This window comes from Pseudomonas sp. NPDC089752 (assembly GCF_044748725.1).
Classification (GTDB): Bacteria; Pseudomonadota; Gammaproteobacteria; order Pseudomonadales; family Pseudomonadaceae; genus Aquipseudomonas.
On record NZ_JBIVGP010000008.1, the window covers coordinates 332,237 to 355,832 of the forward strand.

The 23,596-nt window shown below is 62.8% G+C and carries 19 protein-coding genes and 1 pseudogene; 7 read left to right on the forward strand and 13 right to left on the reverse strand.

Going from position 1 to position 23,596, the window contains the following annotated elements:
* Positions 1–19 precede the first annotated feature (19 nt).
* Complete coding sequence (locus ACIPZF_RS16240) at positions 20–949, reverse strand: malate dehydrogenase (protein ID WP_400801174.1); 930 nt, start codon at positions 947–949, stop codon at positions 20–22.
* Between the two features lie 54 nt (positions 950–1,003).
* Positions 1,004–1,426 carry a hypothetical protein gene (locus ACIPZF_RS16245; protein WP_400801175.1) on the reverse strand — a complete coding sequence of 141 codons (423 nt, stop codon included), beginning with the start codon at positions 1,424–1,426 and terminating at the stop codon, positions 1,004–1,006.
* A gap of 166 nt (positions 1,427–1,592) precedes the next feature.
* On the opposite strand from ACIPZF_RS16245, the gene ACIPZF_RS16250 reads away from it, so the two are divergent.
* On the forward strand, positions 1,593–1,763 hold the full coding sequence (locus ACIPZF_RS16250; protein ID WP_400801177.1) for a hypothetical protein: 171 nt from the start codon (positions 1,593–1,595) through the stop codon (positions 1,761–1,763).
* Here the strand turns inward: ACIPZF_RS16250 and ACIPZF_RS16255 are convergent.
* Together ACIPZF_RS16255 and ACIPZF_RS16260 are read right to left on the reverse strand one after the other, a co-directional pair.
* Positions 1,755–2,363: a dTMP kinase gene (locus ACIPZF_RS16255; RefSeq protein ID WP_400801179.1), complete on the reverse strand. Its 609-nt coding sequence runs from the start codon at positions 2,361–2,363 to the stop codon at positions 1,755–1,757. The genes ACIPZF_RS16250 and ACIPZF_RS16255 overlap by 9 nt on opposite strands.
* A gap of 68 nt (positions 2,364–2,431) precedes the next feature.
* Positions 2,432–3,376: a GlxA family transcriptional regulator gene (locus ACIPZF_RS16260; protein WP_400801181.1), complete on the reverse strand. Its 945-nt coding sequence runs from the start codon at positions 3,374–3,376 to the stop codon at positions 2,432–2,434.
* Between the two features lie 106 nt (positions 3,377–3,482).
* On the opposite strand from ACIPZF_RS16260, the gene ACIPZF_RS16265 reads away from it, so the two are divergent.
* From ACIPZF_RS16265 to ACIPZF_RS16275, 3 genes are all read left to right on the forward strand, one after another.
* Positions 3,483–4,277 carry an SDR family NAD(P)-dependent oxidoreductase gene (locus ACIPZF_RS16265; protein ID WP_400801183.1) on the forward strand — a complete coding sequence of 265 codons (795 nt, stop codon included), beginning with the start codon at positions 3,483–3,485 and terminating at the stop codon, positions 4,275–4,277.
* Positions 4,278–4,414: 137 nt separating this feature from the next.
* A complete protein-coding gene (locus tag ACIPZF_RS16270; protein WP_400801185.1) occupies positions 4,415–5,422 on the forward strand; it encodes a zinc-binding alcohol dehydrogenase family protein in 1,008 nt (335 codons plus the stop codon).
* Positions 5,423–5,583: 161 nt separating this feature from the next.
* The gene (locus tag ACIPZF_RS16275) at positions 5,584–8,121 is read left to right on the forward strand and encodes an HWE histidine kinase domain-containing protein (RefSeq protein WP_400801187.1); all 2,538 of its coding nucleotides are present in this window, start codon (positions 5,584–5,586) and stop codon (positions 8,119–8,121) included.
* A gap of 165 nt (positions 8,122–8,286) precedes the next feature.
* On the opposite strand, the gene ACIPZF_RS16280 is transcribed toward ACIPZF_RS16275, so the two are convergent.
* The 5 genes from ACIPZF_RS16280 to ACIPZF_RS16300 form a co-directional block, all read right to left on the reverse strand.
* Positions 8,287–9,894, reverse strand: coding sequence for a GMC family oxidoreductase (locus ACIPZF_RS16280; protein ID WP_400801189.1), 1,608 nt, complete (start codon positions 9,892–9,894; stop codon positions 8,287–8,289).
* 54 nt (positions 9,895–9,948) lie between these two features.
* Positions 9,949–11,166 carry a mandelate racemase/muconate lactonizing enzyme family protein gene (locus tag ACIPZF_RS16285; RefSeq protein WP_400801191.1) on the reverse strand — a complete coding sequence of 406 codons (1,218 nt, stop codon included), beginning with the start codon at positions 11,164–11,166 and terminating at the stop codon, positions 9,949–9,951.
* A 1-nt stretch (position 11,167) separates the two neighbouring features.
* Entirely contained in the window at positions 11,168–12,490 is a 1,323-nt protein-coding gene (locus ACIPZF_RS16290) for a nitrate/nitrite transporter (RefSeq protein WP_400801192.1), read from the reverse strand.
* Positions 12,491–12,590: 100 nt separating this feature from the next.
* Positions 12,591–14,015 carry an aldehyde dehydrogenase gene (gene aldA / locus ACIPZF_RS16295; RefSeq protein WP_400801194.1) on the reverse strand — a complete coding sequence of 475 codons (1,425 nt, stop codon included), beginning with the start codon at positions 14,013–14,015 and terminating at the stop codon, positions 12,591–12,593.
* A gap of 121 nt (positions 14,016–14,136) precedes the next feature.
* The gene (locus ACIPZF_RS16300; protein WP_400801195.1) at positions 14,137–15,069 is read right to left on the reverse strand and encodes a LysR substrate-binding domain-containing protein; all 933 of its coding nucleotides are present in this window, start codon (positions 15,067–15,069) and stop codon (positions 14,137–14,139) included.
* Between the two features lie 186 nt (positions 15,070–15,255).
* Here ACIPZF_RS16300 and ACIPZF_RS16305 point away from each other — a divergent pair.
* Positions 15,256–16,435, forward strand: a pseudogene (locus tag ACIPZF_RS16305) (hypothetical protein).
* Between the two features lie 12 nt (positions 16,436–16,447).
* A complete protein-coding gene (locus tag ACIPZF_RS16310) occupies positions 16,448–17,326 on the forward strand; it encodes a LysR substrate-binding domain-containing protein (RefSeq protein ID WP_400801197.1) in 879 nt (292 codons plus the stop codon).
* Positions 17,327–17,435: 109 nt separating this feature from the next.
* Here ACIPZF_RS16310 and ACIPZF_RS16315 read toward each other — a convergent pair whose 3' ends face one another.
* The 4 genes from ACIPZF_RS16315 to fae form a co-directional block, all read right to left on the reverse strand.
* Entirely contained in the window at positions 17,436–18,785 is a 1,350-nt protein-coding gene (locus tag ACIPZF_RS16315; RefSeq protein WP_400801199.1) for an MFS transporter, read from the reverse strand.
* A gap of 80 nt (positions 18,786–18,865) precedes the next feature.
* On the reverse strand, positions 18,866–20,299 hold the full coding sequence (locus tag ACIPZF_RS16320) for an NAD-dependent succinate-semialdehyde dehydrogenase (RefSeq protein ID WP_400801201.1): 1,434 nt from the start codon (positions 20,297–20,299) through the stop codon (positions 18,866–18,868).
* Positions 20,296–21,330 carry an aldo/keto reductase gene (locus ACIPZF_RS16325; protein ID WP_400801202.1) on the reverse strand — a complete coding sequence of 345 codons (1,035 nt, stop codon included), beginning with the start codon at positions 21,328–21,330 and terminating at the stop codon, positions 20,296–20,298. The genes ACIPZF_RS16320 and ACIPZF_RS16325 overlap by 4 nt, the downstream gene beginning before the upstream one ends.
* 10 nt (positions 21,331–21,340) lie before the next feature.
* On the reverse strand, positions 21,341–21,853 hold the full coding sequence (fae, locus tag ACIPZF_RS16330; protein ID WP_400801204.1) for a formaldehyde-activating enzyme: 513 nt from the start codon (positions 21,851–21,853) through the stop codon (positions 21,341–21,343).
* A gap of 279 nt (positions 21,854–22,132) precedes the next feature.
* Here fae and ACIPZF_RS16335 point away from each other — a divergent pair, with 279 nt between their 5' ends.
* Entirely contained in the window at positions 22,133–23,506 is a 1,374-nt protein-coding gene (locus ACIPZF_RS16335; RefSeq protein ID WP_400801205.1) for an APC family permease, read from the forward strand.
* The last annotated feature ends 90 nt before the right edge of the window (positions 23,507–23,596 follow it).

Sequence of the window (23,596 nt, forward strand, 5' to 3'; positions counted from 1 at the left end):
CACCCCCATGCCATCCGATTCACAGCGCATCTATTTCCGCGATATCCCGCGCAACCTGATCGGCAGAATGATCGAACATCGCTTGCTCCTGTGCATCCAACGTCAGCTCGATCACCCGCTCGATCCCATGCCCGGCCAACACACAGGGAACGCCCATGGCAATCCCTTTGCGCCCATACTCGCCCTCGAGAATCGCAACCGCCGGCAAAATGCGGTTTCGCCGGTTGGCAATAGCGTCCACCATCTGTGCAATGGCTACACCTGGCGCGTCGCAGGCGCTGCCCAGCTTCTTCAAGGCCAGAATCTCGCCGCCACCTTGGCGTGTGCGCTGCACAATCCGCTCTATTTGCTGGTCGGACAAAAAGTGCGACAACGGCACCGAACCGATCGCACAATAGCGCATCAACGGGACCATGCTGTCGCCATGTCCTCCGAGGACCAGCGCCGTGATGTCCCGCGCCGAAAAGTCTGTCTCCTCGGCGATGAAACACTTCATCCGCGCGGTATCCAGTACTCCTGCCTGGCCGAACACCTTGTCGCGCCCCAGTTTACTGAGGCTCCAGGCCCTATAAGTCAGCACGTCGACAGGGTTCGACACCACCAGGACCGTCGCTGACGGCGCATACGTGTTTATGTCCTGCATGATGCCGTCGAGAATGGGCAGATTGATGCTCAGTACATCCTGACGCGATTGACCTGGCTTGCGTGGCACGCCCGCGGTAATCACCACCAGGTCGGAATCCCTCAGCATCTCGGCGTTTGATCCACCGTAAACCCGGGTATCAGATCCCGCCTCGACTGCCGCCTGCCAGACATCCAGCGCCTTGCCCTTGGCCAAGTCACCCTGGACATCGATCAGACTCAACTCACCGCAGAGTTCATCCCGAGCGATCATCTGCGCCGCCGCCTCGCCGACCATGCCGGCACCCACGATAGATAGCTTGTTCATCTCATACCTCCCGCAGCTTGCATTGGCGACGAGCCAGGGATAACCCGAGGCCCCTCACATCAGGCAATAGAACTCGCTGACCTGGGCAACGACCGTGCCGTTGCCATCGAACAAACGCGCCTCCGGCGTCAGCGCCATCGACCGCGCCTCCAGCACATAGCGTTCTCCGGCCTTGAAATGCGCATAGGGGATGGTCAGGTAACATTCGCGTACGGTAGTGCCACCCATCATGCTCATGCCTCCGCCCCCACCGACTTCGTAGTCGAATCGCACCATCAGCTCATGACTGCCGGGGCTCACTTGAAAGAACCGCCCGTCCTTCAGCCGTTGCTGGTCCAGCCGCTCGGCCAGCAGCACTCGGTCATTGGGGAATGGCATCGAGAAATCGACCCAGGCCATCTGTGGATTGGCGGTTGGCATGGGCGCCTGACAACCCGCCGCCAGCGCGATTGCGAGTAACAGCATCGACCTGCACATGATGAATTGTCCCCAGGGATCATCTGTTCAGCATAGCTGCCGCCACGGGCCGTTCTGCCATTTCACAGGCAAACACTGCCACATCGACACATGCGGGCTGCGCGATTGCAATCAGCGCGTTATGGTGAGCGTTCAGGCGCGATACCTATCTGCAGCGGAGGCAGTCATGACAACCCTTTTTCGCATCAGCGTGCTGGTATTGATCGCAGGCATGCTGCTGGGCGATATCGTGCTTGCCAGCTTCGGCCTGGTTGCTGTGTGTGGCTTGGCTGTCTACAGCAATATCCAGGAGGACGAACAGGCAGAATGCCAACAACCGCCTGATTTTCTAGCGTAAAAGCGCCAGCACACGTTCGATCTCAGCAGCCACCTGCACCGTCGCTTCTTCGACCGTTCGCTCATTGCGGCACAGGAACCAGCCGTTGTCGGTGATCGCCCGCTCGAACGCCTCGGTACAAGCAACTTGCTCCTGGAGGTTGAACATCACGGTACTGCGCAGCCCGGCCGAGCGTGCCTCTGCCCTCGCCCATGAAATGTCAGGCTCGGTGACAACCCCCACATGCAGGTCTGGCACCCGCACGTCTCGCTCGATGTTCAACGCCAGTACCTCGGCAAACGGAACGAGCCGGCGAAACGCCGCATCAGACGGATACCAGCGATCGATCAGGATGATGCTGTCCGCAGGTTGCTTTGGCAGCACATGCCGGGAAATCCAGGCGCGGCTATCGGCCAGCCGCTCACACACTTCCAACTCCAGTGTTTGGCTAGGGTTCCTGACGAATGTGTTGACCAGGGCCATCGTGTCAGCGCGGCTTGGGTCGTTGTTTCGCTCGCACAGTCGGATCACCTTGTGCCTTTTTGCCCGCAAGGCTTGGGTCACCGCCTCCAGTAGTGTCGTTTTACCCGTTCCCTTGGGCCCATCGAATGAAATGAACATTCCTTGAGGTGCCTTAGTAAGCCAATACGCCAGGAGCACATTTGTACTCCATCGATAAATTCCGCACTTCACTCTACCCGCCGAGCATCACGGCGTATCGCTTGCGGCGGCACGCCATACCCGCGCATGAACACCTCGCGCATATGTCGCCGGTCCCTGAAGCCCGTTTCCGTGGCCACGGTATCCAGGCTGTGGCGGCTTTGCTCGATCATCAAACGGGCAGCCTCCAGCCGCAGACTTTCCACGGCCTTGGCCGGTGATTGACCGGTTTCTGCAGTGAACACGCGGGTGAATTGCCGAGGGCTCAGATGGGCCACCTCTGCCAACTCTTCCACGCCCAACGGGCGGTTGAGGTGCTGCCGTGCGTAAGCCAGCGTGCTCTGGATACGGTCCGATTTGGGCGCGAGCGCCAGCAGTTCCGAATGCTGCGACTGCCCGCCGGAGCGGCGCTGGTGCATCACCATCTTGTGCGCAATGGAACGGGCAAGCGCGGCCCCCAAGTCCTTCTCCACCATCGCCAGCGCCATGTCCAGGGCGGCGGTCATCCCCGCTGACGTCCACACAGGGCCATCGACGATGAAGATCCGGTCCTCTTCGACCTTGACCTTGGGGTGCGTGCGTTTCATCGCATCGGCGTAGTACCAGTGGGTCGTAGCGCGCCGCCCGTCGAGCACCCCGGACTGGGCCAGCACGAACGACCCGGTGCACAGGCCGGCCGTGCGCCGCGCCGCTTCGACGAATCCGCGCACGCTGTGCAGTACCTCATCGCCAGGTGGGCTCTGCGGCGTGAGCGTGCCGGTCACCATCCAGGTGTCTGCCAACCCAGGCGCCCCCAGCGGCAGGGTATCGACATGCATGCCCAGTGAAGAGCGCACAGTCCCCCCGCTCATGGAGAAGTTCTGAATCCTGTAGACCTCCCTGCCTGCCACCAGATTGGCGAACTCGAACACGGTCTGTGTCGCCAGTGACATGACCTGGAAGCCTTCGGTGAGCAGATAGCCGACGCGGTGCATTGCGTTGTTCCGTTTCTGGATGTCCTGAAACAATACCCTATACGTCATTTAAGTCATTCGCAACGTTCCGCATCATGGCTGCAACCCCAACCCAAGGAGCTCGGCCATGACACAGCAATACAAAGGCACTGCATTGATCACCGGCGCATCCACCGGTATCGGCTCAATCTTCGCAGAGCGCCTGGCGCGCCGCGGTTATGACCTGGTGCTGGTAGCGCGCAACCGTGAGCGCCTCGATGCACTTGCCAGCCGCCTCACCGCGCAAACCCAGCAAAGCGTCGAAGTGTTCCCGGCAGATCTGGGCAACGCCGCCGACCTGGCGCGGGTCGAACGTAAGTTGCGTGAAGACGCCAGCATCAGCCTGCTGGTCAACAACGCTGGCATCGGCACCCACACCAGCCTGCTTGAAAGCGATGTCGAGCGCATGGCCGAGATGATCAGCCTCAACGTCACCGCCCTCACCCGCCTTAGCTACGCCGCCGTACCCGGTTTTGCCGAGCGCAAGCACGGTGCGCTGATCAACATCTCCTCCATCGTCAGCCTGGCGCCGGAGCTGCTCAATGGCGTGTATGGCGCCAGCAAGGCCTATGTCACCGCCTTCACCCAGTCGCTGCACAAGGAGCTGGCCGCCGATGGGATCAAGGTTCAAGCGGTATTGCCCGGCGCCACGGCGACCGACTTCTGGGAAATCGGCGGCCTGCCTGTCGAGAATCTCGACCCGAACATCGTCATGTCGGCGACCGACCTGGTCGAAGGGGCTCTTCAGGACTTCGACAGGAATGTACTGATTTCCATCCCGTCGATGCATGACCTGAAGCCTTACGAAACCTTCGAGGCCAGCCGCCAAGCGCTGCTCGGCCAACTTTCGAACAACCGCCTGGCGCCTCGCTACAACGCCTGACCGCATTTACAACGGCAGGCGCAGGTAATTTCCCGGACTTTCATCGCAGCAGTGAAAGTCTTACCTCGCCTCGCCGGTTTTTGTACGAAACCAACACGGATACCCTGGCTCACTTTCACTTTTTCGAGGTCATGCCAATGAAGGCCGTTGTCTATACCCAAGCCGGTTTGCCTATTCAGGATCCGCAGTCCCTGTTCGAGACAGACCTGCCTTACCCCACGCCTGGCCCCCGCGACCTGCTGGTCGAGGTCAAGGCCATTGCGGTGAACCCGGTCGATACCAAGGTTCGCGCCAGTCGCACTACCGGCCAGCCGCAGGTCCTGGGCTGGGACGCGGTGGGCGTCGTGCGCGAGGTCGGCAGCGAAGTGTCGCTGTTCCAGCCTGGCGACGAGGTGTTTTATGCCGGCGCCATCGACCGCCCCGGCAGCTACTGCGAGTTTCACCTGGTCGACGAGCGCATCGTCGGCCACAAACCGCGCAGCCTGGACAACGCCAGCGCCGCCGCCCTGCCGCTGACGTCCATTACCGCCTGGGAGCTGTTGTTCGACCGGCTGGGCGTCGAGGAGAACGGCGGCAAGGGCCAGCGCCTGCTGATCATTGGCGCTGGCGGTGGCGTGGGCTCGATCCTCGTGCAATTGGCCCGGCAGCTCACGCAGCTGACGGTGATCGGCACCGCCTCGCGCCCTGAAACACAGCAATGGGTCAGCGAACTGGGTGCCCACCACGTGATCGACCATTCGCTTTCGCTCCCGCTGCAACTGGCGGAGCTGAAGCATGACCCGGTGGACTACGTGATCAGCTTGACGCACACCGACACGTACCTCGCGCAACTGGTGGAAGTGCTGCGGCCACAAGGCAAGCTGGCCCTGATCGATGATCCGGCGCAGCTGGACGTCATGCCGCTCAAGCGCAAATCGCTGTCCCTGCACTGGGAGTTGATGTTCACCCGTTCGCTGTACAAGACCGAAGACATGATCAAGCAGCATCAACTGCTGGAGCGGTTATCCGCACTGGTCGACGAGGGCGTGATCAAGACCACGGTCGGCGAGCATTTCGGCGTGATCAACGCAAACAACCTGAAGCGCGCCCATGCCTTGATCGAAAGTGGCAAGGCCCGCGGCAAGATTGTTCTGGAAGGCTTCTGACCCCTTGACCTTCTCCGAGCCCGGCACCTCCGTGTGCCGGGTGACGAATAGCACCATGCCAGCTAGACTCGGAGCTTGAATATGACTGTAACCACTTCGTTTACTTGAAAATATTCGGCAGTCTCGCTGGCCGCCGGTATTCGCGATACCGGCAGGTGCCCATGACTTTGCAACCCCGCGTCGACTTGACCAACTGTGATCGCGAGCCGATCCAGATCCCCGGCAGCATTCAACCGCACGGTTGCCTGTTGGCCTGCAACGCGTCGGCGAGCCTGGTGTTGCGCCATTCAGCCAATGCCCCAGGCATGCTGGGTGCGGCCGGCGAGCTCAACGGGCAAAAGCTGGACACGATCATCGGCAGCGAAGCTGCGCACACCCTGCGCAACTCGCTGGCCCGGGTCAAGGAAGCGTCGCGGCCGGCGCTGTCGTTCGGCGTGAGGCTGATCTCGGGCCAGACCTTCGATGTCTCAGCACACCTCTTCAAAGGCACAGTCATCCTCGAGTTCGAACCTTCGGGCGCGAGCATCGCCGAGCCGATCGAGTTGGTGCGCACAGTGATCGGCCAGCTGCGCGAGATCGACCGCTCCGACAAACTTTTCCCCGACACTGCCAGGCGTGTCCGCGCCCTGCTCGGCTACGACCGGGTGATGATCTATCAACTGGGCGTCGACGGTGCCGGCAAAGTCATTGCCGAAGCCAAGCGCAGCGGCCTGGAAAGCTTTCTGGGCCAGTATTTCCCGGCGTCCGATATTCCCCAGCAGGCGCGCGCGTTGTACCTGCGCAACCCGGTACGGATCATTTCCGACGCCCAGTTCAAGGCTGTGCCCATCGAACCGGTGCTGGACTTGTCGGGTGAACCGCTGGACCTTTCCTACGCCCACCTGCGCAGCGTCTCGCCGATTCACTGTGAATACCTGAGCAACATGGGCGTCGGCGCTTCGATGTCGATTTCGGTGATCGTCGATGGCGCGCTGTGGGGGCTGATTGCTTGCCACCATTACGCGCCGCGTACGTTGTCCATGGGCCAGCGGGTTGCTGCGGAAATGTTCGGCGAATTTTTCTCGCTGCACATCCAGACCCTGCGTGCACGGCAAACCCTGGAAGCCGCCGCGCATGCCCGCCAGGTGCTCGACACCCTGCTGCACGAGGCGCATCGCACTGCAGACATCGAAGCGCTGCTGCGCGCGCACATGGCCGACTTCCAGGCGCTCATCCCCTGCGATGGCATCGGCATGGCGCTGCAGGGGCGATGGACCAGCGACGGGGTGACACCGCCCAAAGCCGCGATACCGGGCCTACTGAGCTTCGCAGAGAGCGTCGCCGAAGGCCGCTCATGGGCATCGAACTGCCTGTCGATGGCGCATCCGGCCGCCCAGGATTATGCCGTCGATGTTGCCGGCGCACTGATCATCCCAATGTCGCAGCACCCGCGGGACTACCTCATGCTGTTTCGCAGGGAGGTAGTCGAAACCCTGGACTGGGCCGGCGACCCCAACAAGACCTACGAAAGCGGCCCGCTGGGCGAGCGCCTGACCCCACGCAAGAGCTTCGCCGTATGGAAGCAGACCGTGCACCAGCATTGCCTGCCCTGGAACGAACAGGACCGCCAGTTCGGTGAAGCCATCCGCGCCGCGATCGTCGAAGTGGCGCTGCACAATAGCGAACTGTTGGCCGATGAGCGTTCACGATCGGATGTGCGCCAACGGATGCTCAACGAAGAGCTCAACCACCGGGTGAAGAACATTCTCTCGCTGATCGGTGCCTTGGTCGCCCACCCGACGTCGGAGAACCAGACCCTCAACGGCTACGTGGCAACCCTGAAGGGCCGGATCCAGGCGCTGTCGCTGGCCCATGACCAGGTCGTGCGCGGTGACGGTGGCGGGCGTTTTTCCGCGCTGCTGGAAGCCGAGCTCTCGCCTTATCGCACCTCGGCCGATGCGCTCGAACTGTGGGGGCCCAACCTGCTCCTCGATGCCCGCGCCTTTTCCGTGCTGGCGTTGGTGCTGCACGAACTGGCCACCAACGCCGCCAAGTACGGCGCGCTGTCGCGAGCCGGTGGCAAGCTGTCGGTCACCTGGGTAGTCGATGCGGGTGGCGCTTGCGAAATCACCTGGTCCGAGAGCGGCGGGCCAACGGTGCGCCCGCCAACACGCAGCGGCTTCGGTTCGGTGCTGATCGAACGCAGCATTCCCTTCGATCTCGGCGGTAGCAGCACGCTTGAATACAGGCCCGAGGGCCTGTTTGGCCTGCTCAGAATCCCCGCCAAGCACCTGACCTTGGTGGAAGACACCGTTGCCGACGCAGCGCAGGTGGCACAAGCGCTGCCGCAGGTGGACTGCACGCGCCTGGTCGATGCTTGTGTGCTGATACTCGAAGACCAACTGGTGATTGCGGTCGGTCTTGAACAGATCCTGGCCGATGCGCAGGTGGAGGATGTCCTGACGGTAAGCTCCGAGGGAGAAACGATGAAGCTGCTGCTTGAGCGGAAACCGGATGTGGCAGTGCTGGACATCAACCTCGGTACCGGCACATCCATCGCCGTGGCTGAAGAACTCACCCGGCTGGACATCCCGTTCCTGTTCGCCACCGGCTATGGCGACAGCATCATCATTCCCGAGCACTTGAAACATATACCCGTGGTGCGCAAGCCCTATGATGCTGCCTCGATCTTGCTCAACCTGGAAAAGCTAATCGCGTAGTGCGCACTGCAACCTATTTCTCAGAGGTTTAGCAGGGACTTGTGGGAGCGGCGGTGCGGCGATCCGACTTGTCCCGCGAAACAAACACTGCGCTGGATGGCACGGGCTTCGCCCGTGTTCGCGGGGCAAGCCCGCTCCCACAGAAATCGCGCAGGCTAATAAGAACTACTGGCCCTGCAAGATCAGATCGGCGCCCTTCTCCGCCACCATCAACACCGCAGCATGGGTATTGCCCGAGGTAACGTTGGGGAAGATCGACGCATCGACGATGCGCAGCCCATCCAACCCATGCACCTTGAGCCGCGTGTCCACCACCGAGGTCTGCTCGTCCGGCCCCATCGCGCACGAGCCGCACAGGTGGTAGATGGACCCGCAGTTCTCGCGGAAATACGCCAGCATCTGCTCTTCGCTCTGCACTGCCGGCCCCGGCAGCACTTCCTCCACGGTAATGCCCTTGAGCGCCGGCGCCTGCATGATCTTGCGCATCAGCTGGCTGCCCTGGATCACCTCGTCGATGTCCTTTTGCGTGGTCAGGTAGTTCGGGTCGATCAGCGCGGCATCGCGCGGATTGGCCGAGGCGATCTCGACATGGCCACGGCTGGTCGGCCGGCACGGGTTGAAGCACAGCAGGAAGCCTGAGTAGGGTTCCGGCTTGAGGCTGGCCTTGTTGTTCTTCGGGATCTGGTACGACAGCGGGTTGAAGTACAGCTGCAGGTTCGGGTTCTGCTCTCCCTCGTCACCCCGGAAAAAACCACCTGCCTGGTTGACGCTCATCGCCAGCGCGCCTTTGCGCGTCAGCATATATTGCAAGCCGAGCTTCAATTGCCCGAACAGCGAGCTGAGCTGGTCGTTCAGGGTCGGGATATTGGCCTTGTAGTAGTAGCTGACGCACAGGTGATCCTGCAGATTACGCCCTACCGCCGGCAGTTGCTTGACCTGGGCAATGCCGTGACGGTCGAGCAATGCCCGGTCGCCAACGCCGGACAGTTGCAGGATCTTCGGTGTGTCCACCGCGCCCGCACAGAGGATCACTTCCCTGCGCGCGGTGAAGGAGCGCGAAACGCCCTTCTGGCTGACCAGCACACCGATGGCTCGCTGTCCCTCGAACAACACGCGATCAACCAGCGCATGATGCTCAACGGTCAGGTTCGGGCGCTGCAACGCCGGGTGCAAGTGGGCAAAGCTGCTGGAGCAGCGCTGGCCATTGCGGGTGTTCACATCATAGATGCCCGCCCCTTCGAAATTCGGCCCGTTGAAGTCGTCGCTCTGCGGGTAGCCCAGCTGTTCGCAGCCCTTGAGGAACACGTCGCAGATCGGGTGCGTCTGGCCCTTCATCGGGGTGATGCTGATCGGGCCGCTGCCGCCGTGGTACTCACTGTCGCCCAGCGGGTGGTTCTCCAGCTTGCGAAAGTACGGCAGCACGTCCTTGAAGCCCCAACCCGGGTTGCCCTTGGCCGCCCAGTCATCGAAGTCGTGGGCCTGGCCGCGCACATAGATCATCGCGTTGATCGACCCCGAGCCGCCCTGCACCTTGCCGCGCGGTGCATACAAGGCGCGCCCGCCAAGCTGCTGCTGCGGCTGGCTGTAGTACATCCAGTTGTAGGTCGGGTTGTAGTACATCTTGGCGAAGCCGACCGGGATCTTGAACCAGAACGAATCGTCCTTGCCGCCTGCTTCCAGCAGCAACACGGAATGCTTGCCCGAAGCGGACAGGCGGTTGGCCAGGATGCAACCGGCAGCACCCGCGCCGGCGATGATGTAATCGTATGTCATGCAGGATACCGCGTAAGTCGGTTTGAACGCCGCCCGTTGCCGGGCGGCATCGGGTCAGCCTTTGGCCGGCGAGATGTCGCGCACGTCGGCTGGCGTCGGGGCCATCTGCAGGTGCAGGCGCTGGCCGGTATACGGCGTGTGCTGGCGCACCACGTCCATGTTCAGCTCAACGCCCAGGCCAGGCTCGCTGGAGGGGATGATGTAGCCGTCTTCCCACCGCAGCGGTTTGTTCAGCACTTGCGCGTGGAAGCCGCCCCAGGTCTCGATGCTTTCCTGGATCAGGAAGTTCGGCGTGCAGGCCGCCAGCTGGAAGCTGGCCGCCGCGCCGATCGGGCCGTTGTACAGGTGCGGAGCGATCTGTGCGTAGTACACCTCGGCCAGGCTGGCGATCTTCTTCGCCTCCAGCAGGCCGCCGCAGCGCGCCACGTTCATCTGCAGAATCGAGGCGCCGCCGGCCTGCAGCAGCTTGAAGAACTCGTATTTGGTGGTCAGCCGCTCGCCCGTGGCGATGGGGATGCTGGTCTTGCCGGCGACCTGGGCCATGGCGTCTTCCTGCCCTGGCGGGATGGGCTCCTCGAACCACAGCGGGTCGTATTTTTCCAGGCGCTTGGCCAGGCGAATGGCCGAGGACGGCACCATCTGGCCATGGGTGCCGAACAGCAGGTCGCACTTGTCGCCGACCGCTTCGCGGATCTTGCGGCAGAAGGTTTCACAACGCTCCAGCACCTCCAGCGAGATCTGGTGCCCGGAATAGGCGGTGTAAGGCCCGGCCGGGTCGAACTTCACGGCGGTAAAGCCCTTGTTCATGTTCTGCACGGCGCATTCGGCGGCCAGGTCCGGGTCATCGTAGTCGTACTCACCCTGGCTGTTGACCGGGTACAGGTAGGTGTAGGAGCGCAGGCGCTCATGGACCTTGCCGCCCAACAGCTCGTACACCGGTTTGTTCGCCGCCTTGCCGATGATGTCCCAGCAGGCCATCTCCAGGCCGCTGACCACACCCATCATGGTCAGGTCCGGGCGCTGGGTGAAACCGCTGGAATAGGCCTGGCGGAAGAAGCGTTCGATGTGGTGCGGGTCCTGGTCGAGCAGGTAGCGCTCGAACACGTCCTCGATGATCGGCAGCATGGCCTTGGGGCCGAAGGTCGCGGCGTAGATCTCGCCGACGCCTTCGATGCCGCAGGCAGTGCGCAGCTTGACGAACAGCCAGTACATGCCGCCGATGTGCGGTGGCGGGACGGCGACGATATGGGTTTCAAGGGCGACGATTTTCATCTCAGGCACCTGTGTTCTGAAGGAGTGCTTTGCGGTTTACCCGGGCGCGCAGTACCACTGCCGCCAGAGTGCCAATCAGCCCCACGCTGCCGACGTAGCCGAAATACAGCTTGTAGCCGAGGGCGCCGGGGAAATGTTCGGTGAGGTAGCCGTTGATCAGCGGTATGAAGGCATCGGGCAGGTAGCCGATCACCGAGACGATTCCGATGGCAAGGCCGGTGATGCGCAGCGGGATGTCGCAGGTATCCAGGATCGCCCAGTACAGGCCCCGGATGGCGTAGGTCATCAGGCCGATGAAGATCACCGTGGCGATCAGCAGGCCCAGGCTGTTCAGCGCCGGGAACAGGATCAGGCCGAATACCCCGAGCGACGCGAGCAGCATGGCGACGATCAACACCGAGACATTGCTGAACTTGTCGCCCAGCCAACCGCCACCGATTCCGCCGATAGGTCGCATCCACAGTTTGATCGTGGTGATGGTGCCGGCCATCACGGCGGTCATGCCGCTGCCTTGCAGGTAGTCGGAGAAGCTGTAGGTGGCCCAGAAGATGTGATAGCCGCAGAACACGATGGCGGTTACCAGCCACAGTTCGGGGATCTTCACCAGGGTCGCCAGGTCGGCCAGTAGGTTGAACCTGCCCTTCTCCACCGCCTCGGTCGCTTCCATGGACTTGGGGTCCTTCAGCAGCACCAGCACGAAACCAATGGCGATACAGGTGAAGGAATACAGATAGACCACATGCCGGAAACCTTCGGCCGCCGATTCGCCACGTGTCTCGGTCGCCAGCGCGAACAGTGCCAGCGCCACGGTCGCCAGCAGCGCCTCGACCAGGCCACGGCCACCGTCGAGGATGCCGAAGAAGCGGCCCTGTTCGGACTGCCGGGCGATCATCTTCACCCGCTTGAGTACCGAGGCCCAAAATGTCAGGCCCGTGGTCAAGCCCCAGCAACCGAAGATGACCAGCAGCGACGACATGCCCGGCGCAGTGGAATACCAAAGCCCCAGGGCACCGGTGGCCACCAGCGAGAAGAAGATCAGAAAGCGTGGCGCAATGCGGTCGGCCAGCCAGCCGCTGGGCAGGTAGCTGAGCAGGAAGATCGTGCCGAGCATGGAATACAGGTAGCCCAGCTCGCTGTGGTTGATCTGGAACACCTCCAGCATGGTGGTCTGGTAGACCTGGCGCAGGTAGAGGATCGGGTAGATCGCGCCAGCGGCAAGCACCAGCAGCAGAAGTTGGAAATAGCGACTTCCCTTGTCGCTGTTGCCCTGGGCAAGGGCGGCAGAACCCTGAACAGCGGCAGCATTGGCAGCATGCTTGGACATGGATGAGGCCTCGGGCAGCCCGCAATACGGGCCTGCCTGTTGATTGTTTTTATTGGGGGTGAAACGGCTGCACGCGTGCGTACAGCTTGCTACGTGCCGCTCAGTACTTCATGACCACCAGTCGGGTCTGGGTGAACTCGAGCATCCCATGCTTGCCGTCGTCGCCGCCCAGGCCCGAGCGCTTCCAGCCGGCATGGAAGCCCTGGTACGGGTCGGCCGGGGTGCGGTTGACGTACAGCTCGCCCGCCTCGATGGCGCCCGCCACTTTCATCGCGGTGCGGTAGTTCTCGCTGTACAGCACCGAGGACAGGCCGAACTGGTGGTCGTTGGCCATCGCCAGGGCATGGTCGATGTCGCGGTAGCTGAGCAGCGCCAGCACCGGGCCGAAGGTTTCTTCCTGGACGATCTCCATGTCCTGGCGGCAGTGGCTGAGCAGGGTTGGCGGGTAGAAGTGACCCGGGCCTTGCGGCACCACGCCGCCGGTTTCCAGCACAGCGCCTTGGGCCACGGCGCGCTCGACCATGGCGTGGATGTTGCGCCGTGCAGCGGCGTTGACCAGCGGCCCCATAAGTTGCGGCTCTTCGGCGCGGTTGCCGAAGCGCACCGCTTCGAACTTGGCCTTGAGCAGTGCCAGCAGGCGGTCGTGCACGCTTTCGTGGGCGTACACCCGTTCGACTGCCGTGCACAGCTGGCCGCAGTGGGTGGTCTTGGAACCGACAATGGCGCTGGCGGCCTGCTCAAGGTCGGCGTCAGCCTCGACGATCACCGGGGTCTTGCCGCCCAGCTCCAGCGACGGCTTGGCGATGTTGGCCTTGCAGTAGTCGAGCACGATGCGCCCGGCATTGACACTGCCGGTGAGGGTGATCAGGCCGACGGCGGGGTGCGTGCACAGGTTGGCGGCGGTGGCGTGGTCCATGGTCAGGATGTTCAGCACGCCCGCCGGCAGGCCAGCCTGTTGCGCGGCGCGGGCAATCTCGAAGGCCGACAGCGGGGTGTTGTTGCTCGGCCGAACCACCACGGTGTTGCCGGCGATCAGGGCCGGGGCGACCTTGCGCAGCAGGGTGTAGACCGGGTAGTTGAACGGGATCAGGCAAGCCACCACACCAATCGGTTCGCGGTGCAGGAAGAGTTTTTCGTCCGGGGTGTCGCTGGGGATGATCTCGCCTTCGATGCGCCGCGCCCATTCGGCGTGGTAGCGGGTGATCTGCGCCGCGTAGCGAGCTTCGTTGCTGGCGTCGCTGAGGCTTTTGCCAGACTCGCATGCCAACGCCTCGCCGACCTGCTCGGCGCGCGCTTCAAGGGCATCGGCAAAGGCGCGCAGGTGCTCGCCACGCTCGATGCTGGTGAGCTTGCCCCAGGTTTTCTGCGCCTTGGCGGCGGCCTCGACAGCGGCGATCGCTTCATCGGCCGTGGCAGCCGAGACCTGGCCGACCAGGTTTTCGGTGGCGGGGTCGTTTACGGCGATCAGGGCCGTGGTGGCAGGCTCGACAAAGGAGCCGTCAACAAAATTTCGCTCGAATCGCATGGCGGTTGCCCATCGTTTTGACGTTGTTATGTCCCGGCAGTGTTGTCATCCGGCCACGGATGGACAAACGATTAATTGCGCGGGCAAACATTCGAAAAACGCACGTTAGGCAACCCAAGGCTTAAACAGCGGGGGTAGAAGGCTCCAGCTGGCGCTGCGATAGCCAGATTTCTGCCTGCAGCCATTGGCTGAACGCCTGCAGCTGCGGCAGGTCGCGCTGCTCCGGCCGGGTCACCAGCCAGTAGGACTGGTGGCCGTCCACGTGCACGTTGAGCACCTGGGTCAGCTGCCCGCCAGCCAGCTCCGGGGCGACCATGTGCCAGTCGGCGATGGTGATGCCCAGGCCATCGACTGCAGCGCGAATGGCCAGGTCGAGCAGGTCGAATTCGTAGCCGCCCTGGGTATCCACGCCGGTGATGCGCGCGGCGTCCAGCCAGTGCTTCCAGGTGAGGTAGCGCTGGTCTTCACGCGCCAGCACGTGCAGCAGGGTCATGTGGTTGAGGTCGATGCCCTGCTCTTGTTGTTCGCGACCATACAACGATGGCGCACACACGGCGACATGCCGCTCCTGGAACAGCAGCGAGCTGTCCAGCCCATCCCATTCGCCATTGCCGAATCGGATCGCACAATCCAGCGTCGCGGCTTCGGCCAGGCTGTCCTGCAGGCGCGTGCCGATGCTCAGTTCAAGTTCCGGATGGGCTTCGCGCAGGCGCCCCAGGCGCGGCATCAGCCAGCGGTTGGTGAAGGTCGGCGGCGCATTGAGGTGCAGGCGGTTGGCGTGGGTCTTCTGCTGGATGCTGCGCACGGTCATCTCGATCTTGTCGAACGACTGGTGCAGTGCGCGCAGCAGCACGCGCCCGGCGTTGGTCAGCTCCAGGTGATGGTGACGGCGTTGCAGCAGGTCTTCGCCCAACTGCTCCTCCAGCTGACGGACCTGGCGGCTGACCGCACTCTGGGTCACGTTGAGCAACTCGGCGGCGCGGGTGAAGCTGCCAGTGCTGCCGGCCACCTCGAAGGCTTTGAGGGCATTGAGGCCGGGCATTTTTCGTTTCATGGAGCGCACTCGGAAAGGCATTCGACAAGGTGCCTAGCTTCCCATGTTTTGTAGGACAATGCCTACACTGCCAAACCGGTAACGTGCATTTAGCGAAGGTTTGCCCCGCCATTTAATCGTTTGTCTCCCCCGCCCCCGCTGGCAACACTGCGCGCATCTCACATAACAATAAACGAGAGCTGCCCCATGCCCTTGCCCGCTTCCCTGCGCCTGCAGTCTGCCTGCCTGGCCACCCTTTCGCTGATTTCCGTGCCCGCCCTCGCCGTTCAGGTCACCGATAACCTAGACCTCGGTGGCGCCGTGCGTGCGCGCTGGGACTACGACCCGGACCGCGACATCCAGAAGTTCAACTTCGACACCGTGTTCCTCACCGCCAAGTACAGCTCCGACACCTGGATCGGTGCCGCGAAGTACCGCTTCTATGGCCGCGCCTACCCGTACAAATACACCAACAACGTGGGCGACGTGGCCTTCGCCGAAACGGCGTGGGTGGGATACAAGTTCAACCCCGAGCAGCAGGTGCAGGTGGGCCTCAACCAGATCCCGTTCGGCCTGCAGCCCTACTTCGGCAGCACCTTCTTCGAGACCCTCGGCAACGTGGTCGGCCTGGAAGATGTCGAGCAGATCGGCGCCAAGTACATCCAGCAGAGCGGCGACTGGAACCTGCAGGCCGGTTACTACCTGCGCCCGGCCTGGCAAGGCAAGGGCACCAGCAATGGTCGGACTTATTCCACTGTGGTGTCGTCGGCCGACAGCTACGTCGAAGATGGCAGCGACAACCGCGAGCGCAACACTGCCGTGGTGCGCGTGGCCAAGGCGCTGGAGCTTGGAGGCTGGAAGTCGGAAGCCGGGGTGTCGGCCATGACCTCCACTTTGAAGAACAACGACACCGGCGACGACGGCCGACGCAATGCTGTGGCCGCGCACTACCTGGGCAAGAACGGCCCATGGGGTGTGCAACTGATGGCGGCGCGCCAACAAATGTCGCCGCGCAACGCGGGCAGCGACGAAGTGGTGACCTTCGGCGGCTACGACGGCACCTTCAACGTCGCCAGCCGCGGCAACTTCTACGTCGCCGACCTGAGCTACGACGTCGACGGCAAGTACCTGTTCAACCAGCTGAGCTGGCATCAAGCTGTACGCCAACTACAGCGCCTTCGACAAGTCGGCCTCGGGCTTCGACACCTCCGAACGGGTGATCCTCGGCTCGTCGTTCTCGCTGAGCAAATTGTGGATAGCCACCGAATGGCTGTTCGGCAAGAACGACCCCTACATCGGTGGCAGCAGCTATACCCAGAGCCTGGGTGCCGGCGGCAGCGATCAATGGGAAAACCAGCTGTACGTAAACATCGGTTACTACTTCTGAAGCGCGTGTCCCATGCGCCAACTCCCTCCCCTCACCATGCTGCGCGTCTTCGAAGAAGTCGCGCGGCACCGCAGTTTCAGCCAGGCCGCCCTCGGGTTGAATGTCACCCAGGGCGCGGTCAGCCGGCAGATCAAGCAGCTTGAAGATTACCTGGGGGTCGCCCTGTTCGTGCGCACGCCCCAGGGCCTTACCCTGACCGAGTTCGGCGTGGCGCTATCGCCACAGCTGGCGGGTGCCTTCGACCAGATCGAGCGCGCCTTGCAGTCGGTCAAAGTGCCCAACCTGCGCCAGCGCCTGCGGGTGCTGGCCCCGCCAACCTGGGCCACGCGTTGGCTATCGCCGCACCTGCGCAGCTTCTGCCAGCAGTATCCCGACATCAGCCTGAGCGTTAGCAACCAGGGCAGCCATCAGAGCCTGGCGGAAGTCGACTGCCGGATTCGTTTTGGCCTGACGCCGGCCGAGCATTGGCACAGTGAATTGCTGGTGATGGAGCGGCATGTCGCCGTGGCCAGTGCCGAGCTGTTCAGCAACGGCGAGCCACCCGACCTGCATCGGCATCCGCTGCTGCACATCCTGCATGACGGCAAGCGGCTGCAGGTATGGGAAAACTGGCTGGCGGCCATGGGGCGGGAGGATGTGGATGCCGGGCTCGGACTGGAATTCAGCACCCTGGACCAGGTGATACACACCGCTGTTGCCGGTGGAGGCTTGGCGGTAATCGACCGGCAGATGATCGAGCGGGAGCTGCGCGAGGGTAGTTTGCTGCCGATTGCGCCGCTGGAGGTGGTCGGGCCGTATGGGTATTGGCTGGATGTGGCGGGTGAAAAGCAGGGGTTGTCCAAGGTTCGGTTGTTTACTGAATGGCTGGATAAAATCACAAAAACTCGCTGACTAGGCCGGCCTCTTCGCGGGACAAGCCCGCTCCCACAAGTTCACCACATTGCTCAATGTGTGTGGTGACCCTGTGGGAGCGGGCTTGCCTCGCGAAGAGGCCATTAGACTAAGCCACCGAAACCACAGCCACTTCACCCTCCTCCTTAGGGACAGAACACGCCTGACTCAAGGTCAGCTCCTTGGTCTCCGGCGCCCAGGCCCAGGAAATCAGCGCGCCAAACGCCAACACCCCGGCCAGAATCCCCATGGTCGGGCTCAAGCCAATCCCCGCCACGCTCACCGGCAACAGGAAGGTACTCACCGCCGACCCCAGCCGGCTCACCGCCGTCGCCAGGCCGATCCCGCTGGCCCGCACCGGGGTCGGGAAGCTCTCGGCCGGGAACACCCCCACCAGGTTGCTCACCGCCGACAGCACCAGGGTGAACACCCCGAATACCAGGACCATCAACCACGCCGCACTGCCCGGCAAAACCGCCAACAGCAGCAACGCTAACGCCAGCACCACGAACGAGCCGATCAGGAACCCGCGCCGCGAGAACTTCACCGTGCACCAGATACCCGCCACCGCACCTAGGATCAGCAGCAGGTTGAGCATCAGCTCGGTACCAAAGCCCTCGGCGACGCCCATCTTCGCCAAGATCGTCGGCAGGAAGGTATAGATGGCGAAGTACGGCATCACGATGCAGACGAAGAACAGGCAATTGAACGCCGTGCGCTTGCGGTACTCACGGCTGAACAACGCCGCATAGCCCGAACCGTGTTCGTTGGCCGGTTCTTCATCCAGCACCACATGCGCACCCAGGTGCTTGCGCACGATGGCCCGCGCCTCTTCGACGCGGCCACGGTTGAGCAGCCAGCGCGGTGATTCCGGGGTGCCGATGCGCGCCAGCAAGATCAACCCGGCCGGGATCGCCGACGAGGCCAGCATGTAACGCCAGGCGTCATCGCCCAGGCTGAGCATCGCCGTGCCGACGAAGGTGGCCGCCACATAGCCGAAGGTCCAGATCACGCTGAACGAGCCCAGCAGCACACCCCGGTGCTTGCGCGGGGCGAATTCGGCGAGCATGGCGTGGCCCACGCTGAAGTCGCCGCCCAGGCCGATGCCGATCAGGATCCTGCAGAACAGCAGCGCCATGGCGCTTTCGACATAGAACTGCATGACCGACGCCAGGGTGATCAGCACGAAGCTGATCAGGAAGATCTTTTGCCGCCCAAGATGATCGGAGATCCAGCCAAAGAACAGGCTGCCGAGAAACAGGCCGATCAGCGCAGAAGCGCCAATCAACCCCTGCCAGAAGGCATCGAGCTGCATTTGCGGGCTCAGCAGGGTAAAAGCAATGCCGATCAGGCCAAGGATGTAGCCGTCGGTGAAGTGCGCGCCAAAGGTCAGGCCGGCGATCTTCAGGTGGAACCGGCCAATCGGCAGGTCGTCGATCTTGACGGGTTTAACAGACATGTTCGTCTCCGTTTATTGTTCTTGAACTAGAGATGAAGCTGATGTGCCGCCAGCACGTGCGCTGGCGGCGTTGCCTGGTGTCAGAGCCCGCCCATCAGCAGGTATTTGATCTCCAGGTATTCGTCGAGGCCGTACTTCGAACCCTCGCGGCCCAGGCCAGACTCCTTGATGCCGCCAAATGGCGCGAGCTCGGTGGAAATCACCCCTTCGTTGATGCCCACCATGCCGGCCTCCAGACCCTCGGCCATGCGCCACACACGACCGATGTCGCGGCTGTAGAAGTAGGCCGACAGGCCATACGGCGTGTCGTTGGCCTGGCGAAGCACTTCGGCTTCGTCCTTGAAGCGGAAGCAGGCGGCCACCGGACCAAAGGTCTCGTCGCTGGCGATCAGCATGTCGCGTCTGGCGTCGGCCAATACCGTCGGCTCGTAGAAGGTGCCTCCCAATACGTGACGACGACCGCCGCACACGAGTTTCGCGCCCTTCTCCAGTGCATCGCCGACATGGGCTTCGACCTTCGCAAGCGCTGCCGCATTGATCAGCGGGCCTTGCTCGGTCTCGCCTTCAAGCGCCACACCTACGCGCATCGCCTTGACCGCCTCGGCCAACTTGGCCACGAAGGCGTCGTAAACACCGTCCTGAATGAAGAAGCGGTTTACGCACACACAAGTTTGCCCGGTGTTGCGGAATTTCGAGGCCATGGCGCCTTTCACGGCGGCGTCCAGGTCGGCGTCATCGAACACAATGAATGGCGCGTTGCCGCCCAGTTCCAGCGACACCTTTTTCAACGTATCCGCAGCCTGGCGCATCAGCAGCTTGCCGGTACGGGTGGACCCGGTGAACGACAGCTTGCGCACCACGCTGGAAGCCTGCAGCGCGCCGCCGATGGCCACCGCATCGCCGGAGACGATGTTGAACACTCCAGCGGAAATCCCGGCCTGCTCGGCCAGCACGGCCAGGGCGAAGGCAGACAGCGGCGTTTCTTCGGAGGGCTTGAGCACCATCGTGCAACCGGCCGCCAGCGCCGGGCCGACCTTGCGCGTGACCATGGCCAGCGGGAAGTTCCACGGTGTGATCGCCGCGACCACACCAATCGCCTCCTTGATCACCACGATCCGCGCATCGGCCTTGTGGCTGGGGATCACATCGCCGTAGGCACGCTTGGCTTCTTCGGCGAACCACTCCAGGAAGCTCGCCGCATACACCACCTCACCCATGGCTTCGGCGAAGGGCTTGCCCTGTTCACGGCACATCAGCGTGGCCAGGTCACGCTGGTTGGCCAGCATCAGCTCGCCCCAACGTTTCAGGCGCTGGCTGCGCTCCTTGGCCGTCAGCGCTCGCCAGGCCGGCAAGGCGCGATCTGCAGCGGCGATGGCCAGCTCGGTTTCTTCAGCGCCGGCCTTCTGCACCTGGGTGATCAGTTCGCCAGTAGCCGGGTCGAGCACCGCATAGGTCGGGCCGCCGCACGACCATTGGCCATCGATGAAGTGGCCGTTGCGCAGCAGCCCACTCATGCCGCCACCCCGTTCAGCGTGAAGCGCTCGATGCCGGGCCGTGCGCTGCGCAGGATGCGTTTACCCGAGGTATAGTCGTTGATCAGGTCGCACGGGGTGTAATTGCGCTCCAGTTCATGCAGCTCTTCGGCATCCAGCCGGGTTTCCAGGGCCGCCAGCGCACTGTCGAACTGCGCCGTGGTGTCGGCGCCCACCAGCATGCAGTCGACACCGGGGTGGTTGAGTACCCACGCCTGGGCCACCTGGGCGTTGGACACGCCACGTGCCCGAGCCACCCGCTGTACCGAATGGGCGATCTCGAACGAGGCATCGTCGCTGTACATCTGCTGGGTGAAGAAGTCGGTCTGGTTGCGCGTCGACTGCACGTCGCCGGTCAACAAACCCCGGGCCAGCGGGCTGAACACCGAGACGCCCAGGCCCTGGTCACGGCAGAACGGGATCATCTCGCGCTCTTCTTCGCGATAGGCGCAGTTGAGCTGCAGCTGCATGTTGATCGGCTTGACCCAGCCATTGCGCTCGCAGCACAGGAGGATCTTCGCCAGCTGCCCGGTGAGCATCGTCGACACGCCGATGTAACGCGCCTTGCCCGCTTTGACGATGTCGTTGAGCGCGCCCATGGTTTCCTCGACCGGGGTGTTCACGTCGAAGAAATGCAGCATGTACAGGTCGACATAGTCCATCCCCAGGCGTTTGAGCGAGGCGTCGATGCTGTCCATGATGTGCTTGCGCGAGTGGCCGCTGGCGTTGATGCCGCCGCCGGTGCCATAGCCGACCTTGGTGGTGATCACCAGGTCTTCGCGGCGGGCCAGGCGCTTGACGATGCGCCCGACCACCTCTTCGCCGACACCGGCCGAATAGAAGTCGGCCAGGTCGATGAAGTTCACCCCGTTGTCCAGGGCATGGGCCACGATAGGCTCGCTCTGCTTCTCATCGAAGATCCACGGTTTCCAGTCCGGGGTACCCATGTTCATGGTGCCCAGGCACAGGCGCGAGACTTCCAGGCCGGAGTTGCCCAAACGAATGTATTGCATGGCGGTGACCTCAGGCTTTTGGGGTGTAGAACGGGTTGCTGATCTGCCCGACCACATCGGCCAGCTGGGCACGCTCTGGCTTGCCGGTGAGCGCGGCGCGAATCGCCGTGCGGCAGGCGTTGTAGTTGTTCAGGTACACCGCATCGAGGTCATCGCAGGCCGGGTTGACCCAGTTGGCGGTGACGATCGCCCACTCATCTTCGGCCTCGGCCGGCAGCGTGCCATCGAGCAGCGCCTCGGTGACCGCCTTGGCGATGCCCGCCTGCGACGCGCCCCAGGTGGCGTTGCCGTGCAGGTCGCCAACGATGGCGGCCTTGTTCACGTACAGGGTCATGGGTTTGACCGGGATGTTGGGCTGGGCGATCACCATGAACGGGCAATGGCCCTGGCTGGGCGACGCCAGGCTGTTGGCGAAGGCCTGGCCGGCCGGGCCATTGCGCGGGCCGATGAGGATATTGATGTGGGCGGCGTTGACGCCTGGGCCTTCGAAGCCTTCGCCAATGTACAGGTCGAGTTCTTTCATCTGTGCAAACACTCGTTGTTGTTAGAGGAACCGTGTTTGCGATTTTTTAACACCGCCGCAGCGCGCAGCTGCAACCACATAAAGTCATGGGGGTATGAGCTGGCCTCATGGCCCTGATTCGCTGATGGTTGACTCCCCCCAAAGGGTGATTTCGGGCGTCCCGCGAGTGTGGGAGCATGGCCCTGTCCCACCTCAGCTCTGCCCCTGATCGAACGCCACCCCCACGATCGAGCCTGCTCGCATCGTGCGGCGTCCTGCATCCCAAACCAGGAGTCAGCAATGCATACAACAACAACTACAGCCCATCCGCCCCACCCTGCGTCGCAAACCACTGGCTCCGGCCGTTTCCGAAAATCCATGGGCATGACCGCGCTGGTGCTGTTCGGCCTCGCCTACATGGTTCCGCTGGCGGTATTCACCACCTACGGGCTGGTCACCCAGATGACCAAGGGGCACCTGCCCACCGCCTACCTGCTGACCCTCGCCGCCATGCTGCTCACCGCCTACAGCTACGGCCGCATGGTCCAGGCCCACCCCTACTCCGGTTCCGTCTACACCTACACGCGCAAGGCCTTTGGCAGCCACTTCGGTTTCATCGCCGGCTGGACCTTGCTGCTCGACTACATTTTCCTGCCGCTGCTCAGCTACCTGCTGATCGGTATCTACATGTCGGAATACTTCCCGGCGGTGCACGCCTGGGTGTGGGTGTTGGGCTCCATCGCCCTGGTCACCTTTCTCAACCTGATCGGCATCGAGTCGATTACGCGGGTCAACTGGATCCTGGTGGTCGCGCAACTGGTGTTCATCGTGGTCTTCGTCGCGTTATCGGTGCGCAACCTGTCCGATCAGGCTGCGCCGATCTCGTTGTTGGCGCCGTTCCACCACGAAGGCTTCAGCGTGCCGCTGATCATGACTGGGGCCGCGGTACTCTGCCTCTCGTTTCTGGGCTTTGACGCGGTGTCTACCATGGCCGAAGAAACTACGAACCCCGAGCGGCGCATCCCCCAAGCGATCATGGCAGTGTCTGTGATTGGTGGGATGCTGTTCCTGCTGGTGTCGTACTTCGCGCAGATGGTCTTCCCGGAGTGGTCGACGTTCGCCGACCCGGATTCCGCTTCGGTGGATGTCATGCGCCGGGTCGGCGGCGAGTTGCTGGTCACCGCCTTTACCGCCACCTACGTCGCCGGTTGCTTCGCTTCGGCGATGGTGTCCCAGGCCAGCGTATCGCGGGTGCTGTTCGCCATGGGCCGAGACGGCGCCCTGCCCCGGGTGTTCGGGCAGCTGGTGACGAAGAAACGGGTACCGGCGACGGCGATCATGCTGGTCAGCATCCTGTCGCTGGTCGCCCTGTTCATCACCCTCGACACCGTCGCCAATATGATCAGCTTTGGCGCATTGTTCGCCTTCTCGGCCGTCAACCTGGCGGTGGTCAAGCATTACCTGGTCGACAACAAGCTCAGCGGCAGCCGCAACTACCTGCTGTATGGCGCCATCCCGGCGCTGGGCTTTCTCAGCACGCTGTGGCTGTGGAGCAGCCTGTCGAGCATGTCGTTCACCATCGGCCTGTGCTGGATGGGCGCCGGCTTCATCTGCCTGCTCGGGCTGACACGTGCCTTCCGGGTGAAGCTACCTGACCTGCAAATGGCAGATTGATCCGCTACACACATCAATCCATGCGAACAATGCAATTCTCATATCAATACCCCTGTCGCACCATGCTCCGCCTATAAGAACCGTGCGCCG